The sequence below is a fragment of the Candidimonas sp. SYP-B2681 genome (genome assembly GCF_003971065.1).
Taxonomy (GTDB): domain Bacteria; phylum Pseudomonadota; class Gammaproteobacteria; order Burkholderiales; family Burkholderiaceae_B; genus Pollutimonas.
On record NZ_RYDV01000003.1, the window covers coordinates 443495 to 463851 of the forward strand.

At 56.0% G+C, this 20357-nt stretch carries 17 protein-coding genes; 6 read left to right on the forward strand and 11 right to left on the reverse strand.

From position 1 onward, the window contains the following. Positions 1-14: 14 nt before the first annotated feature. The gene (locus EKL30_RS09340; protein WP_370246247.1) at positions 15-803 is read left to right on the forward strand and encodes a metallophosphoesterase; all 789 of its coding nucleotides are present in this window, start codon (positions 15-17) and stop codon (positions 801-803) included. 24 nt (positions 804-827) lie between these two features. On the opposite strand, the gene EKL30_RS09345 is transcribed toward EKL30_RS09340, so the two are convergent. From EKL30_RS09345 to mnmC, 5 genes are all read right to left on the reverse strand, one after another. Beyond that, positions 828-1154 (reverse strand): cytochrome c family protein, encoded by a 327-nt coding sequence (locus tag EKL30_RS09345; protein ID WP_233582984.1) that lies wholly within the window; start codon positions 1152-1154, stop codon positions 828-830. Positions 1155-1237: 83 nt separating this feature from the next. Beyond that, complete coding sequence (locus EKL30_RS09350) at positions 1238-1825, reverse strand: ferritin-like domain-containing protein (protein ID WP_126706935.1); 588 nt, start codon at positions 1823-1825, stop codon at positions 1238-1240. Positions 1826-1859: 34 nt separating this feature from the next. Next, entirely contained in the window at positions 1860-2567 is a 708-nt protein-coding gene (locus tag EKL30_RS09355) for an RNA polymerase sigma factor (RefSeq protein ID WP_126706936.1), read from the reverse strand. 219 nt (positions 2568-2786) lie between these two features. Continuing rightward, on the reverse strand, positions 2787-5006 hold the full coding sequence (locus EKL30_RS09360) for a glycoside hydrolase family 31 protein (RefSeq protein WP_126706937.1): 2220 nt from the start codon (positions 5004-5006) through the stop codon (positions 2787-2789). Between the two features lie 116 nt (positions 5007-5122). Continuing rightward, on the reverse strand, positions 5123-6991 hold the full coding sequence (mnmC, locus tag EKL30_RS09365) for an FAD-dependent 5-carboxymethylaminomethyl-2-thiouridine(34) oxidoreductase MnmC (RefSeq protein ID WP_126706938.1): 1869 nt from the start codon (positions 6989-6991) through the stop codon (positions 5123-5125). An 87-nt stretch (positions 6992-7078) separates the two neighbouring features. Here mnmC and EKL30_RS09370 point away from each other — a divergent pair, with 87 nt between their 5' ends. The 4 genes from EKL30_RS09370 to mgtE all read left to right on the forward strand — a co-directional run bounded on the left by EKL30_RS09370 (position 7079) and on the right by mgtE (position 11402). Beyond that, entirely contained in the window at positions 7079-7927 is an 849-nt protein-coding gene (locus tag EKL30_RS09370; RefSeq protein WP_126706939.1) for an inositol monophosphatase family protein, read from the forward strand. A gap of 190 nt (positions 7928-8117) precedes the next feature. Next, the gene (locus EKL30_RS09375) at positions 8118-9320 is read left to right on the forward strand and encodes a M20 aminoacylase family protein (RefSeq protein ID WP_126706940.1); all 1203 of its coding nucleotides are present in this window, start codon (positions 8118-8120) and stop codon (positions 9318-9320) included. 241 nt (positions 9321-9561) lie between these two features. Further along, entirely contained in the window at positions 9562-9906 is a 345-nt protein-coding gene (locus EKL30_RS09380) for an acyl-CoA thioesterase (RefSeq protein ID WP_233582986.1), read from the forward strand. 14 nt (positions 9907-9920) lie between these two features. Then, positions 9921-11402, forward strand: a complete 1482-nt coding sequence (gene mgtE, locus EKL30_RS09385) for a magnesium transporter (RefSeq protein ID WP_126706942.1) — start codon at positions 9921-9923, stop codon at positions 11400-11402. A gap of 56 nt (positions 11403-11458) precedes the next feature. Here the strand turns inward: mgtE and secA are convergent, their stop codons facing one another. Beyond that, positions 11459-14203 carry a preprotein translocase subunit SecA gene (gene secA / locus EKL30_RS09390; protein WP_126706943.1) on the reverse strand — a complete coding sequence of 915 codons (2745 nt, stop codon included), beginning with the start codon at positions 14201-14203 and terminating at the stop codon, positions 11459-11461. A gap of 99 nt (positions 14204-14302) precedes the next feature. Continuing rightward, on the reverse strand, positions 14303-15265 hold the full coding sequence (locus tag EKL30_RS09395; RefSeq protein ID WP_126706944.1) for a M23 family metallopeptidase: 963 nt from the start codon (positions 15263-15265) through the stop codon (positions 14303-14305). A 40-nt stretch (positions 15266-15305) separates the two neighbouring features. Here EKL30_RS09395 and EKL30_RS09400 point away from each other — a divergent pair, with 40 nt between their 5' ends. Next, complete coding sequence (locus EKL30_RS09400; protein WP_126706945.1) at positions 15306-15788, forward strand: DciA family protein; 483 nt, start codon at positions 15306-15308, stop codon at positions 15786-15788. A gap of 29 nt (positions 15789-15817) precedes the next feature. On the opposite strand, the gene lpxC is transcribed toward EKL30_RS09400, so the two are convergent. The 4 genes from lpxC to EKL30_RS09420 form a co-directional block, all read right to left on the reverse strand. Then, a complete protein-coding gene (gene lpxC, locus EKL30_RS09405) occupies positions 15818-16741 on the reverse strand; it encodes a UDP-3-O-acyl-N-acetylglucosamine deacetylase (protein WP_126706946.1) in 924 nt (307 codons plus the stop codon). 252 nt (positions 16742-16993) lie between these two features. Then, positions 16994-18163 (reverse strand): cell division protein FtsZ, encoded by a 1170-nt coding sequence (gene ftsZ / locus EKL30_RS09410; protein WP_126706947.1) that lies wholly within the window; start codon positions 18161-18163, stop codon positions 16994-16996. A gap of 169 nt (positions 18164-18332) precedes the next feature. After that, on the reverse strand, positions 18333-19559 hold the full coding sequence (gene ftsA, locus EKL30_RS09415) for a cell division protein FtsA (protein ID WP_126706948.1): 1227 nt from the start codon (positions 19557-19559) through the stop codon (positions 18333-18335). Between the two features lie 6 nt (positions 19560-19565). After that, a complete protein-coding gene (locus EKL30_RS09420; protein WP_126706949.1) occupies positions 19566-20357 on the reverse strand; it encodes a cell division protein FtsQ/DivIB in 792 nt (263 codons plus the stop codon).

A 20357-nucleotide genomic window follows, 5' to 3' on the forward strand; every position in this document is an offset into this window, starting at 1 on the left:
AAGAAAAGCTCCTCATGCCGAAGTCGAACTCAATACGTCTTAATGTTCTTTCTGACCTGCATTTAAGCAAAGCTGGCATGCCTCTGCCAGAAACCGATGCTGACATCGTCATTCTGGCCGGTGACATCGCCCGCCCGAAAGAAGCCCTGCAATGGGCGCAGGGTTTCAACAAACCGGTGTTGTACGTCGCTGGAAATCACGAGTTCTATGGCGGAAGTATAGAAAGTACACTTCAAGATCTGCGGGACAACGCCGCAGGCACTGGCGTTCGCATTCTTTCCAACACCGAGGTGGTGCTGCATGGCATACGATTTCTGGGATCCACGCTTTGGACTGATTTCAATCTGTATGGCCAGGGAGCCAAGCGCGAACAGGCCATTACCGAAGCGCTGGCCTTTATCCGCGACTTCTCGCGTATCCGATCCGATACATCACCCGGCCATCCCTTTTCGCCGCACGACATGGAAATCCTTTTCCATGCCAATCGTGCCTGGCTGCGCGAAAAGCTCGACCAACGGTTCAACGGCCCGACGGTGGTGATTACCCACCATGCGCCATCGCGCAAGAGCATACATCCGCGATTTGAAGGCTCGCTAATCAATAATTGCTTCGTATCGGATAGCGAAGACCTGATGGCAGCGGATCGGGCCGCTGTCTGGATTCATGGTCATACACACGACAGCTTCGATTATCTGGTGAACGAAACACGGGTTGTCTGCAACCCCCGCGGATACGCTAAAGATGGCATCAACGAGAATAGCGCTTTTAATCCAGAGCTGATCATAGAAGTGCCCGCTACCTGAGCTAGCGCCTTGTACTTGTCCTCCTCATGGTTTGGCGCAATCAGGCGAAGCATTTTCCTTTTTCAGGTAAGCGATCAGGTCGGCGCGCTCTTGTGCGTCAGGGATGCCCGCATACCCCATGGCGGTGCCAGGTATCGTCTGCATGGGATTCTGCAAAAACGCATTCAGCGTCTTTTCGTCCCAGATAATCTTTGAGCTTTTCATTCCTTCCGAATAGACGAACCCTGGCACAGTGCCGGCCTGGCGTCCGAATAGTCCACAATGCCGTGGTCCCGTCCTATCATAGGCGAGGGCGTGGCAAGCCAAGCAACGCGAGTAAACAGCCTCACCGCGCGTCGGGTCCGCCACCATGGTCTGAGACCATGCCCGCCCCAAATCGCTTGTGCTCCACGCACAGAGGCTTGCCGCCATAAGAAGCAGCCACTGTGCGCGCCTCATGACATAAACGCAGAAGGCACTGGAGGTTCGCCCAGTGCATTTCGCAATACGGCCCAGTGCATCGCTTCGTCACCCAATATGCTGGCCGCCGCTTTCGCGAGATCACGGTTGGCGAAAACCGGCACCGCGCCTAGATAAGCACTGACTGCGCCCTTTTCCAGCATTGCGGCAAAACGCAGGACGTCGGCCTGCGACTTCAGTTTCTCGACGGGAAACGTATATTTTTCCTTCGCCGATACCGATTTGCCACCCAGTTTTTGTATTGTCTTCGAGAGAAGGTCAGCGTGCTCTTTATGGTGGCCCTGAAACGTTACCGCCAAATCCAGCACCGGCTTTTGCAACAGCCCCGTTTCCGCGCCCACCTGGTAAGCAGCAATCGCTTCAAGCTCAGCCCCTAGCGCTGTATTAAGGATTCGTACATCTGAGGCCCTCGAGTCATTGCCTTTGCCTTGGCCCTTGGCCAACGCATCGCGTCCCGCCATCATCGCCACTGCGGTACCGGACAAGAGCAAGCCCGATTGTCCCAAAAACGCGCGGCGAGCCACGCGTGTGTCGGGATCATAAATAAAGCTGAGAAACGTCATGGTACTTCTCCTTGTAGGACAGCACTTAGAAAAATCATTTTCTGTGTATCGTCGTCTTTTCCAGGCGAGCCAGGACAGCGGCCACAATGCGATCGCATCGGTCGCCAGCAAAGGCGAAAGCCGTGTCGATGCTGGCACCGACTTCGCTTTGCAGCGATTCACGCAATAGCTTGCGTGCCCTAAAGTATCGAGACCGTACGGTAGCCGGCGGAATGCCAAGACACACCGACGTTTCCTCCACCGAGAGCTCCTCGACCGCACGGAGCACAAACACGGCGCGGAACAAGTCAGGTAGCCTGTCGATTCGGGTTTCGAGCAAATTACGGATTTGAACCTGCGACAGGGCCGGTTCTGGTTGACTCGAGGAAAACTCGTCGGTAATCATATTGATCGCAGCATCATCGCGCCCCGCTTCGTTGCTGAATTCAAGCCAGGTAGACAGTCGGTTTATCTTGCGCAGACGCCGGTTCGATTCGTTCACCGCAATGCGTACCAGCCAAGTCGACAAGGCGGAATCACCTCGGAAGCGGGAAATGGCGCGATAGGCTTTATAGAATGTTTCCTGCACAACCTCCTCGGCATCGGCGTCGTTACGCAGAATGCTGCGGGCAACACGATAAAGGCGTTGATTGTGGCGCCGCATCAGCGCCTGCAAGGCTGTGCGATCGTCGTTTGCCACCCGAAGCGCCAGTTGAGCATCGGTGCATTTTTCTTCGGCATTCTTTACCAGGGCGAGAGGCATGATTGAACCTGAAAGTGAGTCAACTACCCGATTAGATACCGCGCATGTCTCCGGCGTTCCCGACATGCTTGCCCGCCATTAAGCTTAGGAGCCAGAAAAATCACCCGCCGCGTGCTTAGCTTCGTGCTTTTCCCCATCCATTAAATGAATAGATGCCACCATAAAAGAAAAGAGGCAATTGAAAATTGCCTCTTGCGTACTGCTAACAACGTATCGTGATTAACGAGCTCGTGAAATACGCACTTCCGCACCACGACGTTTTACTTCCAGGCCCTCGGCAGGCAGAATGCGCAGCCCTTCCAGGCCTTTGATATAGCTGGAACCTTGCATCTGCATGACCCGAATCTTGTTACGCATGACGACGGGGCTGTGCTCGGGCATGCCGAACATCCAGACTTCATCGAGAATCCTTGCCGAGTTGAATTCGCCAGTGTGTTGGGCCGCTGGCCCTAGACACAACATATGACCTTCACGGCCGAATACAGGCAGCGTGTCAAGACCCGCCTCTACAGTCCAGGTCGTGCCGCCTTCATAGCGCCATCCGGTGTTCAGATCCCACCAGGCATCGCCTTGAGGCAGATATACCTGGATCTGGTTGCCAGGCTTGACCGCCGGCGCAACCAATAACGCGGGGCCAAGCAAATACTGGGTGTCCCATACCTGAGCAACCGGATCGGCGGGAAACGCAAGGGCCATGGAACGCTGCACTGGCAAGCCGGTACGCACCGCATCTTCGATAATTCCAAGTACATACGGCACCAGCCGATAACGCCACTGAAGCCAATGATGAACGAGCTCGCGAGTAGCGGCATCGAAAGCGCTCGGGAGCAGAGCCGGTACACCCTGGAAGCTGAAATTACCCGAAAATACAGCCATGGCCAGCCAACGGATATATAGCTCCGGCGTCATGTTGTCAGCAGGCTGCCCCGCAGCGCCTATGCTATGCGTTTGCACTGGCACCCCACTATCTGCCAACGACAAGGCCGTGCGCAGCGTTCGTTCAAGCCCGGACCAATCGTTGCTGCTTTGTGGGCCGGTTTGCCAAGCAAAGCGCTGGACGGCGGGAAAGAGATCGGAGCTGCAAACAACCCCTTCCTGGGGAGTCTTGTGTCCCGCTGCTGCATCGAACAATGCTCGGCGTGCGAGTAAGGGATATATTGTGCGCAGCACCGGGCCGAATTCGCCGCCACGCGCGGTTATGCCGTCGGGTATATCGATTTGGGCATCACAAGACGGGGACCCGATCCCCTCGTCCATGATCTGACGCTGACGATCTGACCATAACTTGTAAACATCTTTATTGGTCAGATCGAGCAGGCCGAAGCGCTGTCCGGCAGTAACATCATTGCCTGGAAAAACATGCGCGCTACCATCTTCATCGTTTATTAAAAGCCAGCCGCGATCTTCCCATTCGGCAAACATATGGGTGCCTTCCAGCACGCCAGGAAAGGTCGGCGCCGCCAACTGAACGTTCAGGGCGTGAAACTGGGCGAACAGTTCACGTGGGTCAGGCACCCTGCTGGCCGCCCATTCGAACGCTGGCTTGTCGGACTGAAAACCGTAAACCGCGGGCGCTGCAAGGCGAACGACATCAAGGCCCCACTGGTTGTCGCGAAACTCCTGTACTACACGCAATGTAGCTTCAGTTGATTCGCCCGGCGCCTGATCGAGCCAAACCCCCATCGGCCAGAGCCCAGGCTGGCCGGCCCGGCCAGTCAGCGCAGTGTATTGATTAAGAATTTCGGACGGTTCGCCAGCAAAAACAAACACGTCGAAAATGGAATCATAAACAAGCGCCTGATAAAGATCGGGATTTTCATGCCCTAAATCGTGCTCGACGCGCTGTAGCGAATTAATATAAAGCCCCCATCCCTTGGGGCTCCAGACCAAAGGCAGGGCACGTTGGGCGGGTGTATCCGACACCAGCAACGTGCCGCGGCGGTCTTGTTCGCCAGCGGACTCTCCTAGTCCGTGCAATGCATCGTCGCCATCGAGCTCTAGATTAAGGCGCCACATCGTGCCATCGTCGGCCTGCTCGCAAACCAACGCGGATTCGGACTGCGTGCGCAAGACACACTCGTCGCCACGATAAAGTGAAATTTGCAAAGGCGACCGAATCACTTCCAGAACGATATCGCCTTGTTCTAGCAGCCAGCCTAATTGCGCCGGCTCGGAGATCGAACTGACGGCCAGCTCGCCCACTGGCTCCTGGCGCGTTAATAGCATTTCGGCATGTGCGCGGGAGCGCGCGCTTGGTTTCTCGCCCGCAAGCAATTCTGCAGGAGCACAGCGCAGTCGGTAGACGCCCGGCGCATGAGCTTCGACTTGAAGCTGCATTCCGGAGTCTTCGAAAGCGAAATCGGCTCTTGTCGATTTGGCGGTAATAAAATTCACAGTAGTAAGTTGCGTCACGTGAGCAAGGTCAGACTTGGGCGGCACAGCGCAATCCTTAGGGCGTACGCCCAAAAAGCATTTAAAAGACACTATTTTGACGGATTTGGGCTATAAAATAAAATCGAGTGGGTTTATGCGCTTTTCAAAACCGGAAATAACCATCATCGTGGGGCAATTTTACGTAACAACTCTCGCTCCAGTGGTAAAGGTTCGTCGTTCAGCATGGCGCCGATTACATCGCCTGCCAGGGACGACCAGCTTAGCCCCCGAGAGCCATAAGCACAAGCAAGCCACAGGCCGGGCATATCGTCAATAGGCCCGATTACCGGGAGCCGATCCCTTACCGCCGCTCGCCAGCCCGCCCAGCCGTCGTCCAGACCCGGGATCGAATCAAGTCGCGAAGGTACCACATTTAGCAGGGCAGACAGCTTTTTATTTACATCGTGATGGCCGCTCAACGTTACCTCGGTAAAAGTCGCATCTTTAACATAAGTGCTGCCCGCCACAATTTGTCCGTGAACTTCGGGCAAGTAATATCCGTCGCCCGCCAATATCACTTTTGAACAAGGCATATGACTGGCAGAGTAATGACTGACTTGCCCTGCAAGTACATACATTGACTCTACCTTTTCCAGCATTGAGCTCACCGGAATGGTGGCCAACAACGGGCCCGCCTGCGCTGCATTGGCGATAACTACGTGCGGGGCGAGCGCCAGCTCGATACCGGAGACGTCCATTGCACTCCACATCCCCGGCCCCACGCCTTTCAGTCGATCGACTTGGGCACAGACGCAGTTAATACGCGGATGATCGAGCAACGTTTCCAGCAATGGCTGCGGCTGCACTAATTGACCGTCTGCAAACCACAAGCCACCACTTCCCAAAGGCAGGCCGGCACGTTCCGATGCCTCGGCGGCATTAAGCCAACTTACCCAATCAGACGGAAACCCAAGGCTTGCCAACGACTCGCGGCGGCGCCCGGCTTCTTGCATATCCGAGACCAACTCGATGGTCCCGCAGTGCAAAGGTCGCGCCGGCCCGGCCATCCCTTGCCAGCGATGCAGTGCGCGCCTGACTCCTGCCCGGCTAAGTCGGGCACGTATGTCGTCGTCGGCGCTGATAACGGGCGTCATGGCCGCCGCCACATGGCCTTGATGACTCGCTCCCAATCCTTGCGCGAACACCGGATCGATTACAGTAACTTCGTGTCCGCGCCAAGCCAAAGCGTGAGCGACGCCCGCCCCAGCCAAACCGCCTCCGATAACAATAACGGATTCCCGTCGCAGACGATGGCCGCCGTTACGGCCCATGCCGGGACGCAGCGACGCCACCGTGATTTCTCGCTTTCCCCCAAACCCAGGCACCTTGGACACTAAGAAGCCCGCATCCCTGAGGCCGCGTCGGACCTCGCCGGTACAGCACCAAGTGGCGGCCGTCGCACCGGAATTAGCCATCCGCACCAGCTGGCCAAATAGCGAGCGCGACCACATCTCGGGATTCACGCGAGGGGCGAATCCGTCCAGAAAATAGGCATCGACATTCGCGGAGACCTGCCGCGCGAGCTTAACGACCGAACCAAAGGCCAATGTCAGGGTCAGGCGGCCTTCTTCGAACTCCATCCGGTGCAGGCCCGGCAGCAAGGGAGGCCAGGCGGCAATAAGCTGAAGCGCCAGCGATCGCTCTGGCTCGGTAAGGCGATCGAGAAGAATATGTGCAAGGTCCTCGCGCGTGAACGGATGCGATTCAAACGACAATACATGCAAATTTGTACAGCGCTGAGGGTCGCTGCGCCACGCCTGCCATAGGGCCAGAAAATTATGCCCTAAACCGAAGCCGGTTTCGCATACGGTGAAGGTTTCCTTGCCATGCCACCTCTGGGGCAGCTGATTGCCCGGCAGGAAGACTTTGCGCGCCTGCTCGAGTGCGCCCCACTCGGGATGATAGACATCCTGGAAATCGGGGCTCATGGGAGTGCCGTGCGCGTTGAAAGCAACAGTCGCCGCAATTAGCGGCTCATAGTTGTTCGACATAGGAGACGCCCGGGAAGAAATAAATTATCGTCACGTACAATGGTAACTGACCAAGCCGACGATGTTCTTGTTGAGGGAAACTATAGTATGCAATCTTTTCGACTTCCACTTAGCGACTGCCTGGATGCCGCCGTTACAGCAGCACATGCAGGAGCTGCAATTTTACAATCTTACGCCTGCAATCGGGCCGAGCTGGTCATCGACAAGAAAATGCGCAACGACCTGGTGTCCCAGGCCGACCGCGAGGCAGAAGAGGCTGTCATTGACATTCTGCGCCAGCGTACGCCCGACTTTGGGATAGTGGCCGAAGAAAGCGGTGGGCAGACTTCCGGTTTGGCCACCTGGTACATCGATCCGCTGGACGGCACCACCAACTTTCTACATGGCATCCCCCAATATGCCGTATCTATCGCGCTGGTGGCCCATGCAGGCGCCCTGGTCAGCGGCGACACTCCGCTCGAGCACGACACTCCTGTCATTGGCGTGGTGTACGACCCTAACCGCGAAGAACTGTTTACTGCCATGCACGAGGTCGGCGCCTGGCTTAACGAGCGGCGCATCAATTGCTCGCAGACAGAAACGCTAAGCGAATCCGTGGTCGCTACAGGCTTTCCTTTTCGCGACTTCTCCTTTTCCGAACAGTACATGCCAACGTTGGACTACGCCATCAATCACACTCGGGGCGTACGCCGGCTTGGCGCCGCCGCGCTGGACCTTGCCTGGGTCGCTTGTGGCCGCTACGACGGCTATTGGGAGATGGGGCTGGCGCCTTGGGATGTCGCGGCAGGGGCCGTAATCGTGCGCGAGGCGGGCGGCGTCTGCGAAGATATCTATCATCGGGATCCATGGCCCATCAAAGGTTACGTATACGCGGGAAACCGGCACATAGCGCCCGCACTCGACGCCATGATTGAACCGCATCGCACAAAGATCTGAAATCCGGCGAACGGCGTATTAGCGTCGCAAAAGTGCCTGGCCCCACATCAAACGCCCCACAATACATATGGGGCGCTTCTATCTATAAGCTAAATGGGGTAGCGCAGCCTTCCCTTATTTCGAAGGTTTAATGATACGCTGTGACAAGCGTAAAGTTTCTGCCGATAACTTCAAACGGACCCTCAAGATCATGAAATTAGCTGAATCTATCGTCGGATGGAAGTCCGAAATAACCGCCATTCGCCGCGACATTCATGCACATCCTGAACTGGCCTACGAAGAGGTCAGAACGGCTGACATCGTCGCGCGGCTTTTGGAATCGTGGGGCATACCTACCCATCGAGGAATGGGCGTTACCGGTGTGGTCGGCACAATACATGGCAAAACCCAGAATGGGCGGGCCCTTGGGTTGCGGGCCGATATGGATGCACTACCCATGCAGGAACTTAATGCGTTCGAACATGCCAGCAAGCACCCCGGTAAAATGCATGCCTGCGGACACGACGGACACACCGCCATGCTACTGGCGGCGGCAAGGTATCTAGCAGAACATCGCGACTTCGATGGCACCGTTTATGTCATATTCCAGCCCGCCGAAGAAGGCTTCAGCGGTGCAAAGGCCATGATAGACGACGGGCTTTTCACGACATTCCCGATGCAAGCGATTTTTGGTATGCATAACTGGCCAGGCATGGACTTCGGCACCTTCGGCGTCACCACGGGTCCCGTCATGGCATCCAGCAATACTTTTGAAATCAGGTTAGAGGGCAAAGGCGCACATGGCGCCATGCCGCACCTGGGAACCGACCCGGTCATGGCGGCGGTACAACTGGCGCAAAGTTTTCAAACCATCATTTCGCGCGACAGAGATCCCCAGGACCCCGCCGTACTGAGCGTCACGCAGATCCACACGGGCTCTGCCGACAACGTCATACCCAACGATGCGATATTACGCGGCACGGTACGCACCTTCACCGACAAAAACCTCGACCTGATCGAAAACCGCATGGCCGAGATCACCGAGCACACCAGCCGGGCACTCAACTGCACTTCCGAATTCACCTTCCATCGAAAATATCCACCCACGGTTAATCATGCGCGCGAAGCGGAATTGTGCGCGCGCGTGTTGACTCAGATAGTCGGCGCGGAAAAGGTCGATCAATCGGTGCCCCCTTCCATGGGCGCCGAAGACTTCGCCTTTATGTTGAAAGAAGTTCCCGGCTGCTATGTCTGGATCGGAAACGGCCAAGGGGACCACCGTACCGCGGGCCACGGCCTTGGGCCCTGCACCCTTCACAACGGCAATTACGATTTCAACGACGACCTTATTCCATTAGGCGCCACGTACTGGGCCGAACTGGCGATACAATGGCTCGCAAAGGCGCCGAGCTGAACGTTGTTGCCTTAGGCCTTATTAATAAATGTTTCATGGCCACGGGCTTACTTGCCGTTAAAATGCATGCTGCTCCGTCCACAAGAGCCCAACGGCCTCTACGGCGCATGTCATTCGCATATCCGGCCTGTGCAACGCCTTTGTTCAGACAGGCCGGTTCAAATCTGGAGCCGCTGCCTTGAGTACCAATAACAACCGTACCGTATTACCTCCTCCAGAAAGCCACGCCGTTTTACGTGTCATGCCCCAGCCCTCGGATGCCAATATACATGGCGATGTCTTTGGCGGCTGGATCATGTCCCAAGTCGATATTGCCGGCTCCATTCCCGCGACACGGCGTGCAGCTGGCCGCGTGGCAACCATCGCTGTTAACTCGTTCACATTCAAACAGCCGGTATTCGTGGGTGATCTGCTTAGCTTCTACGCCGAAATTACCAAAGTCGGTACCACGTCGATTACCGTATCGGTCGAAGTCTATGCCGAACGCCAACGGCTGGAAATCGAAGTCGTTAAAGTCACCGAAGCGACTCTTACTTACGTTGCCACCGACCATCAACGCAAGCGCCGTCCTCTTCCACCCGTTTAACTCAAGGTTTGCCTATGTCGGATCCCTCAGTCAAGCCTGAAGACAGCGTGCCGATCACTATTCCCCGCCGGCTTGATCCCGAAGACGCGCAGTCAGCACTGCAAGAGCTACAGTCGATTTTGAAGCGGCAAGAAGTGGTAGAGGCGCTGGCACACCGCCAATACGAAGACGACGACCGGTCAAATCTACTCGAGGGGTTGCTGCACCGGCAGCACGAGAACGAGATCAAATCGATTATTAATGATTTGCATCCATCGGATATCGCTTTCATCCTCGAATCGTTACCGGTCCACGAACGGCAGGCCGTCTGGCAACTAGTCAGTGCCGAGCACGATGCAGACGTGTTGCTCGAAGTCGACGACTGGGCGCGTGAATCCCTGATCGAGTCCATGGACCATCAGGACCTGATCGCGGCCACCGGCACCATGGACGCTGACGAGATAGCCGACCTGGCCGCTGATCTACCGGCAGATGTCATCGCCGAAGTGCAAAAAGGCTTGACCGACGAGGAACGGGCCCAACTGGTCGAAGCGATGGGTTACCCGGAAGACACCGTGGGCGCCATCATGGACTTCGAGATGGTCCGCGTGCGCGAGGACGTGTCGCTGGAAGTCGTGTTGCGCTATTTGCGGCGGCTGCATGAGCTTCCCGACCATACGGATCAAATCTTTGTTGTAGACCGCCAGGACAAGCTGCAGGGCTCGCTGTCGCTCTCTACCTTGCTGGTACGAGAGCCCGACATGCTGGTCTCCGAGGTAATGACTACCGAATACCTTACCTTGAATCCGCTGGACTCCGACGCCGATGCGGCTGGCGCGTTCGAACGCTATGACCTGGTGTCAGCGGCTGTGATCGATGACCAAGGCCGCTTGATTGGTCGCGTAACCATCGCCGAGGTGGTGGACGTAATTCAGGAAGACTCTCAGGAGCAGGCTCTGTCACGAGCCGGTTTGCAGGAAGAAGACATATTTGCTCCGGTACTCGACGCCCTGCGCAACCGTGCGCCCTGGCTATTTGTCAATTTATGCACCGCATCCATCGCTTCGCTGGTGGCATCGCGGTTCGAAGACACAGTAAGCCAAATTGTGATCCTGGCATTCTTAATGTCGATTGTGGCCGGTATCGGCGGCAATTCCGGCAACCAGACCATGACGATGATCATCCGTGCACTGGCAGTGGGCCGCGTCACCAGCTCGAACGCCTGGCGCCTGGTTAAGCGCGAACTATCGGTCACATTCCTTGTCGGCGCCTGCGGAAGCCTGGTGGCGGCGACGTTTGCATGGGCTATTTCCGGTTCGCTGGCCATCGCGGCAGTCATGATGACCGCCATGATACTGAACATGCTGATCGGCGCTGGGCTGGGTGTCCTGATACCGATACTGCGCGACCGCTTTGGCAAGGACCCAGCCATAGGCTCGTCGGTACTGCTGACATTTGCCACGGATTCCTTAGGATTTTTGATCTTCCTGGGCCTTGCAACCCTATTCCTGATGTAGGCATGGTGAAAAAAAAGCATCCCGAGGGATGCTTTTTTTATGCCGGCAAAGCGTAATCAGGCCAGCTTTCCATGACAATGCTTGTACTTCTTGCCACTACCGCAAGGACAAGCGTCATTGCGTCCGACTTTCGGCATGGCGGCGCCCGTGGCAGCCAGAGCGGCCGGCCTGTGATCTATACCTGGATCCTCGCCGCTAAGCGCAGCGTCGTAATCGGAATGGTGGTAGGTCACATTATCGAGCCGAGCTGGTTCCGGCTCGTTAACCTCGACTTGCTCGGGCGACTGGATCTTCACGGTCATAAGGACCCTGATCACCTCGTTGCGAATACGGTCGAGCATGTCGGAAAACAGCTCGAACGCTTCACGCTTGTATTCTTGCTTGGGATCCTTCTGCGCATAACCGCGCAAATGAATACCTTGGCGCAAGTGATCAAGCGAGGACAAATGACCGCGCCAATGGGTGTCGATAGACTGCAGCAACATTGAACGTTCGAACGGAGCCCATCCTTCTTTGCCAACAAGATCGACCTTGGCCTGGTAAACGCGATCCGCTTCAGCCACTACCCTTTCCAGCAAATCCTCATCGGTCAGGTCAGGCTGTTTTTCCAGCATCTCGACCAATGGCATAGAAAGCTGCCATTCGGTGTCAAGTGCAGATTGAAGCCCACCCACATCCCACTGCTCTTCCATGGAGCCTTCAGGGATATATGTGCGGAACTGCTCGGCAATGGCTGCGGTACGCAAATTGGCGATGGTGTCGGAAACATCGGCCGACTCAAGGACTTCGTTGCGCTGTGCATAAAGCACTTTGCGTTGATCGTTGGCCACGTCGTCATATTCGAGCAACTGCTTACGTATGTCGAAGTTGCGGCCTTCTACCTTGCGTTGGGCAGATTCAATCGAGCGCGACACCATGCGTGCTTCAATGGGCTCACCCTCGGGCAACCGCAGACGCTCCATGATGGAGCGCACCCGATCGCCAGCAAAGATGCGCATCAGCGAGTCTTCAAGGGACAAGTAAAAGCGCGACGAGCCTGGATCACCCTGACGGCCGGCACGGCCGCGCAACTGATTATCGATACGCCGGGACTCGTGGCGCTCGGTGCCGATAATGCGCAAACCGCCCGCTGCCTTAACCGCCATATTGGCCGGCGCCCATTCGGACTTGATCGTTTGGATACGTTGTTCCTTGTCCGGCGCCGACAGCGACGCGTCAGCACGGATCAAATCAACTTGTTTTTCGACGCTGCCGCCCAGAACAATGTCGGTACCGCGGCCGGCCATGTTGGTGGCGATGGTGATATGGCCAGGTTTACCGGCTTCGGCCACGATTTCGGCTTCGCGGGCGTGCTGCTTGGCATTAAGGACTTCGTGCGGCAGCTTTGCTTTTACCAACATGCCCGATAGTAGCTCGGAGTTTTCGATGCTGGTCGTACCAACCAGCACGGGTTGGCCGCGCTCATGACAATCTTTGATATCGGCGAGAATCGCGTTGTACTTCTCGGGATCGGTCTTGAACACCTGATCGTTTTGATCGATCCGAGCCATAGGCCGGTTGGTGGGAATAATGACCGTTTCGAGCGAATAAATTTCCTGGAACTCGTAGGCCTCGGTGTCGGCCGTTCCCGTCATGCCAGCCAACTTGCCGTACATGCGGAAGTAGTTCTGGAAGGTAATCGATGCAAGAGTCTGATTTTCGTTCTGAATCTTGACGCCTTCCTTGGCCTCGACTGCCTGGTGCAAGCCATCGGACCAGCGGCGGCCGGCCATCAGGCGGCCGGTGAATTCGTCAACAATAACAATTTCATCGTTTTGAACAACATATTGCTGATCGCGGAAAAACAGGTTATGGGAGCGCAAGGCCACCATGAGGTGGTGCATAAGCGAGATATTGCGCGGGTCGTAAAGTGATTCACCTTCGGGCAATACGCCTATCCTGACCAGCGTCTCTTCCGCCTTGACGTGACCCGCTTCGGAAAGATGAACCTGCTGTCCCTTTTCATCGACCCAGAAATCGCCTTCGGGTTCCGGCTCGTTGGTTTTGGGTTCTGAGGCCATGCGAGTCAAGAGCGGCGGTACGGCGTTCATACGCACATACAGCTCGGTATTGTCTTCAGCCTGGCCGGAAATGATTAACGGGGTACGGGCCTCGTCAATAAGAATGGAATCGACCTCGTCGACGATGGCATAGGAAAGCATCCGCTGACGACGATCTTCAGCGCGAAACTCCATGTTGTCACGCAGATAATCGAAGCCGTATTCATTGTTTGTGCCGTAGGTAATATCGGCGGCATAAGCGGCGCGCTTTTCATCGTTTTCCTGCTGGGGGACCACTACCCCGACCGACATGCCCAGAAAGTTATATAACCGGCCCATCCATTGCGCATCGCGCCGCGCCAGATAGTCGTTTACCGTAACCACATGGACGCCTTTTCCGGCGAGTGCATTCAGGTATACAGAAAGCGTCGCCATCAGGGTTTTGCCTTCCCCCGTGCGCATTTCGGCAATCTTGCCGTTATGCAATGCAATGGCGCCAAGCAGCTGAACGTCGAAGTGGCGCATGCTGAAGACGCGTTGACTAGCCTCGCGAACGACAGCGAAGGCCTCGGGCAAGAGGTCGTCTAACGAGGCGCCCTGCTCGATACGCTGGCGAAACTCAACGGTTTTCGCCTTGAGATCGTTGTCAGACAATGCGGCTACCGTGGGCTCAAGCGCATTGATTTGCGCCACTTGCTTGCGATACTGTTTAAGTATCCGGTCGTTACGACTACCAATTAGCTTTTTTAGCAGAGAGACCATTCTTGTGTCGTTGATGCGCGCTTGCTGCCGATAAATGCAACAGCCCACATGCTTGTCTTTTTTGGGTTGGCGGATGAAACCGCAGGAAAACGATACAGTTTAACGCACCTGCGGCAGTATGGCTTCAACGGCTTCGGACGCATCGACAATCAGGGCATCGCTGGCCTGCGGCTTGGCGAGAAACAAGGTCGGATCCAAGGGGTGGCCCGCCATGCGCACCTCGAAGTGCAAGTGCGCACCGGTTGATCTTCCGGTGGAACCGACACGGGCAATTAAATGACCTTTCTCGACCAGATCACCGCGCTTGACATTGATGGCTGAGGCATGAGCATATCGAGTCAAAAGCCCGTTACCATGATTGATTTCAACCAGCTTGCCATAATCCGGACGGTAGCCTGCTTCCGTCACGACGCCCCCGGAGGCGGCATGAATGGGTGTCCCCTTGGGTGCGGCAAAATCCAGCCCCTCGTGCATGGCATGGCGCCCCGTCACAGGGTTACGGCGCCATCCGAAAGACGAACTCAGATACGGGTAGTCGACAGGCGTGTAGGTGGGCAGCCGCGCCTCGACACCCGCACGCCTGGTCAATACCAAGTCGAGCATGGCGAACCAGTCTTTTTGTTCGGTCAGTTGCTGTTGCAACGCATCCAGCTGTCGACCCAGCCCCTGCGCAGTCCAAGGTGCTCCGGACTCGTCGGTGATATAGTCCATTACCGGAATGGCAGAATCTTCCAAGCTGGCGTGAATCTCGGGATCGGTGTACGACACCCCTGCGGCTTCGGCCACGCGTTTGCTCAAGCCGTCCATTGTTATCAGTTTGGCCTGCAGATCACCCACTTTAGAGGCCAGCAAATTCACATTTTCACGAATGTATGCCGAGTCACGCGAAGCCAGTTCGCTAATAGCGCGCTCCTGATCGACGTTCAAGACCGGGCGCTTGCTAAGCTGCGACTGAACCCAGGCTCCTGCCACCGCCGAGGCTGCCATCGCGGCACCGGCTAGCAACGTCACAACGATCGTTCGAAGGCCCTTGCCGCTAGAATCAAACTTTCGATTCCCCATAAATTAATTTCTCACAGTAAACGTTCTATCAATGTTGCGCATGTCCCGACGCATTAAACCTCCACGGCCTCTTAACAAAGAGCTGCCTGCCACGCTGGCCGTAAGCTGGTTGGGAAGCGACCAGCATGGCTCGCAGGTGCTGACAACGGCGCGCAATCTACTGGCCGTCGAACATGCAACAAAAAAAGTATTGCCCCCGTCTCTGGCCTTGGTATGCAGAGTCGCCCGTATAGACAGACAGCAAATGACACTAGCAGTTCCCAGTGCCGCGTACGCATCGAAGCTGCGGCAGCTGGCACCACGTATCCTGCAATTGCTCAACGATGGCGGATGGAACCTTAACGAAATCAACGTCAGAGTTCAAGCCGCCCTGTTACAAAGCCGGACAAAGGCAGCGCCCCGTCAGGTTGAGCCCATGGACGACAATGCCCTGGATGCTTTCAATGAGCTGCAGGATAACCTGCCCCCTGGACCGCTGGCAGACGCCATAAAGCGACTACTCGCCCACCATCGGAAAACCTAGCCAATCGTTGCGCCAAAAGAAGCGCAGGTTCAGGCGAACTTCCATTCCTGAACGAAGGACTTGGGAGCCGCTTCGGGGGACTCGTAGCTGATGAGCTCCCAGCTGTCCTGGCGTGCCAGTAAAGCGCGCGCCAGTTGGTTATTGAGCCCGTGTCCGGACTTGCATGCCACGTAGCGTGCAACCAGGGGCTTGCCTATAAGATAAAGGTCGCCAATGGCGTCGAGAATCTTATGTTTGACGAACTCGTCGTCGTAGCGCAGGCCATCGGTATTAAGGACGCGGTATTCGTCCATGACGATGGCATTGTCGAGACTACCACCGCGGGCCAAACCTGCCGCCCGCAATGCCTCTACTTCACTCACAAAACCAAAGGTACGCGCGCGTGCGATGGTCTTGACGTAAGAATCTTTCTCGAAATCGACTTCGGCAAAGTTGGCCGTGGAGTCGATGGCCGGATGACGGAAATCGATCGCAAACGATAGCGCGTAGCCGTTGTAGGGTTCCAGACGCGCCCACTTCAGATTTTCGCCTTCGCCTTCGCGGACCTCGACAGGTTTCAACACCCGGAGGAATTTTTTGGCGGCCGGTTGTTCTTGCAGGCCAGCCGAGCGCAATAAGTAAATAAAGGTTCCTGCGCTGCCGTCCATAATGGGCACTTCTTCGCCCGTGAGGTCGACATGCAGATTATCGATACCCAGGCCGGAAAGCGCAGACATCAAGTGTTCGACCGTGGACACGCGGACATCGCCCTGTTGCAGCACTGAAGCCATGCGGGTATTGCCGACCTGATCGGCCAAGGCAGGTAAATCCACTACCTGAGGAAGGTCAACGCGGTGAAAGACAATACCGGTATCGGGGGCAGCGGGACGCAACGTGATCTCGACGCGTCGTCCGGAGTGCAGACCGACCCCTTTGGTACTGATGGATTTCTGTATGGTGCGCTGACGTAACATATTATTAGGTAACCGTTTTCTTGTGATTTTGTTGCATAAGTAAGACACCTTATTGTAACCGCATCGCGGGTTAACCACTAAGACATATGTGTTTCAAACGACTGCAGTGCGTGAAGAAACTTCAGGGCAAACACGACGGCGCACCCTCTCGGGGAGGAGAGAAAGTGCGCCTGTCGGGTCCTACCGGGCACATAAATGCCCGTAGACATGTGAGAGCTGGAGTTACGGCTTCTGGATCTGTGCCTCCTGCGATCAGTCCGCCTGCTTGCGCAGGAACGCCGGAATATCGAAGTGATCCATACCAGCTGTCTCAAGTGCCCGCACCTGCGCCGACGCTTGGCTGCGAGGATTGCGAATGACCGATGGAACCTCGGAGTGACCGAAATCATGGCCACCGATGGCCACGTTATCGGTACCCGTACGGTAAATTTCTGCGTTGTTCTGCACCAATTGCGGGCGCGCTGCAACACTGCGCCCTAGACCGGTTGCCACAACTGTGACTCGCAGGTTTTCACCCATCGATTCATCGTAAGCAGTCCCGAAAACAATGGTTGCATCCTCAGCAGCGTAGCTGCGAATGGTGTCCATGATTTCGCGAGTCTCGCGCATTTTCAGCGTACGGCTTGCTGTAATGTTGACCAGCATACCGCGTGCCCCATGCAAATCCACGCCTTCCAACAGCGGGCAGGCAATCGCCCGTTCCGCAGCGACGCGCGCACGATCCGCGCCGGCCGCGATGGATGTCCCCATCATTGCCTGGCCTTGTTCACCCATGATGGTTTTGACGTCTTCGAAGTCGACGTTGACGTTTCCTTCGACATTGATGATCTCGGCGATGCCAGCGCAAGCGTTATGCAGGACGTCGTCGGCGGACTTGAAGCAATCTTCCTGGGTTGCGTCTTCATCCATCAGCTCGTACAAATTCTCGTTAAGCACGACAATCAGCGAATGCACGTGCTTGGAGAGTTCGGCGATACCGTCTTCAGCCATCTTCAGGCGCTTGTTGCCTTCGAACGAAAATGGTTTGGTGACGACACCCACGGTCAGAATGCCAAGCTCTTTAGCCACTTCGGCGACAACTGGTCCGGCGCCAGTACCTGTTCCGCCGCCCATACCGGCGGTTATGAATACCATGTGTGCGCCAGTCAGCGCAGCGCGAATTTCCTCGCGTGCAGTTTCGGCGGCGGCACGCCCTTGCTCAGGCTTGGCACCAGCGCCCAAGCCGGTACGGCCAAGGCGAATTTGAACTGGAGCCTCGCTGGTGGCCAGCGCCTGGGCATCAGTGTTGGCGCAGATAAAGTCCACTCCGCTCACGCCCGAACGGATCATGTGCGCGACCGCGTTGCCACCGGCACCGCCGACTCCTACGACTTTAATTACAGTCCCATTTACGCTCGTATCGAGCATTTCGAAATTCATCATGATTGACTCCCTCACATATCCAGAAAAGCGATAAATACAAAAATTTTTTTCCCCGATACTGCTTTATTATTCGGAATGGTTTCAAAGGAAATGCCAGAAAAACTCGCAACTGATTTGAAACGCTTCCCGGAGCAGGCAAATGTCACCTGCCCCATTTAGGGACTCAGCCCTAATTCATGAACCACTCTTTCATACGCGCCAGCAAGGCCTTGAAACTACCTTTCTGCTGAGCCACCTTACGACCCCTCGCACGTTGCAAACGGGCCTCCGCCAACAGACCCATCACGGTGGAAAAACGCGGATTATGCATCACGTCAGCCAAACTACCTTCGTAAGCGGGTACCCCCACACGCACCGGTTTTAGAAAAACGTCTTCTGCCAGTTCGACGATGCCCGGCATTAGCGATGTGCCACCGGTCAATACCACGCCGGATGCCAGCAAATCCTCATAGCCCGATTCGCGCACGATCTGCTGCACGAATGTAAATAACTCTTCAATACGTGGCTCGATGACCGCACCAAGCGCCTGGCGTTTCACCTGCCGATTCGGCCGATCGCCCAAACCGGGCACTTCGATGTGCTCGTCGGCATTGGCCAATACTTGCTTGGCAATGCCGAAGCGCAATTTGATTTCTTCGGCGTCCGGTGTTGGCGTACGCAACATGGCGGCAATATCGCTTGTGATCTGATCGCCGGCGATGGGCACCACGGCCGTATGCCGAATAGCGCCCCCCGTGTAAATGGCGATGTCTGTCGTGCCGCCGCCGACGTCCACCAACACCACGCCCAGCTCTTTCTCATCGGAAGTCAGGCAGGCCAGGCTGGAAGCGAGAGGCTGCAAAATAAGATCCTGCACTTCAAGTCCGCAACGGCGCACGCATTTAACGATGTTCTGTGCTGCACTGACCGCACCCGTCACGATATGAACGCGTACTTCCAGGCGCAAACCGCTCATGCCTATGGGCTCCCGAATGTCCTCCTGGGAATCCACAATGAACTCCTGCGTCAGCACGTGGAGGACCTGCTGGTCGGTCGGGATATTCACGGCCTTGGCAGTCTCGATTACGCGGGCAACGTCGGTTGCAGTGACTTCCTTATCCTTGACCGCCACCATTCCGCTGGAATTGAAGCTGGTAATGTGGCTTCCAGCAATTCCGGTATATACCTCGCGAATCTTGCAGTCTGCCATCAACTCGGCTTCTTCCAGCGCACGCTGGATTGAATTTACGGTGGACTCGATATTGACCACCACGCCTTTGCGCATCCCCTGGGATTCGTGTTGGCCCAGGCCCAGCACTTCGAAGCGTCCTTCTGGCAGTATTTCAGCTACCACGGCGACCACTTTACTGGTGCCGATATCGAGTGCAACGATCAGGTCCTTGATGTCACGAGTCATAATCTTCTATTTGGTGGATGTATTGGAAACAGGAGCCAACGTTATGGCGAAACCGTTGGAATAGCGTAAATCGGCATTACTGATTGCTCGGCCGTCGAGTCGTTGCGTCAGCGTTGGCCACGCCTGGACAAAGCGTTCGATGCGAGCGGCAAATGGCAACGCGCCCGATCGCCCATGGGGGTCAGCCACGTCGGCTGCGGGATCACGGCCCAGGCTCAGGTGAATTCCGTCGGATAACATAACGTCCCAGGCATAGCGAGGACTGAGCGTTACCTCTTGAACGCGCAAATTCAACGGTGCAAACCACCTGGCGATTTCGGCGTAGCGCTGAACAACCAGCCGCTCGGAGCTTTCAGGCCCATTCAATTGCGGCAGGTTGGCTTCGTCATCGAGCTCTCCCTGGTTCGCAGCGAAAGCTTCGCCCCAGGTATTAATCATTTGATCTTCATTCCACAGCGCAAGTGGCTGCTGCTCTTCGATCTGTATCGATAACGAATCCGGCCAGACTCGGCGAATACGCGCGTGACGCACCCATGGCACCGTTTCTATCAGTTCACGGGTGTCATCGAGGCTGACTGAGAAAAAGTTGCCCGTTATTTTCCCAGCAATTGTGGCGCGAACACTGGTAGGAGAGACGTAATTCAGTGTATCGGTCTGCATCGGCGCTATCTGAATTTTCGCGATCGAAAAATACGGACGTTGAGCCAGCCAGACGATCGCGCCCGCGATCATTGCCACCACCGCAAGCAATGCCAGCGTGTTCGCAATCAGGTTAGTAAGGCGGGCGTCGGAAAACAC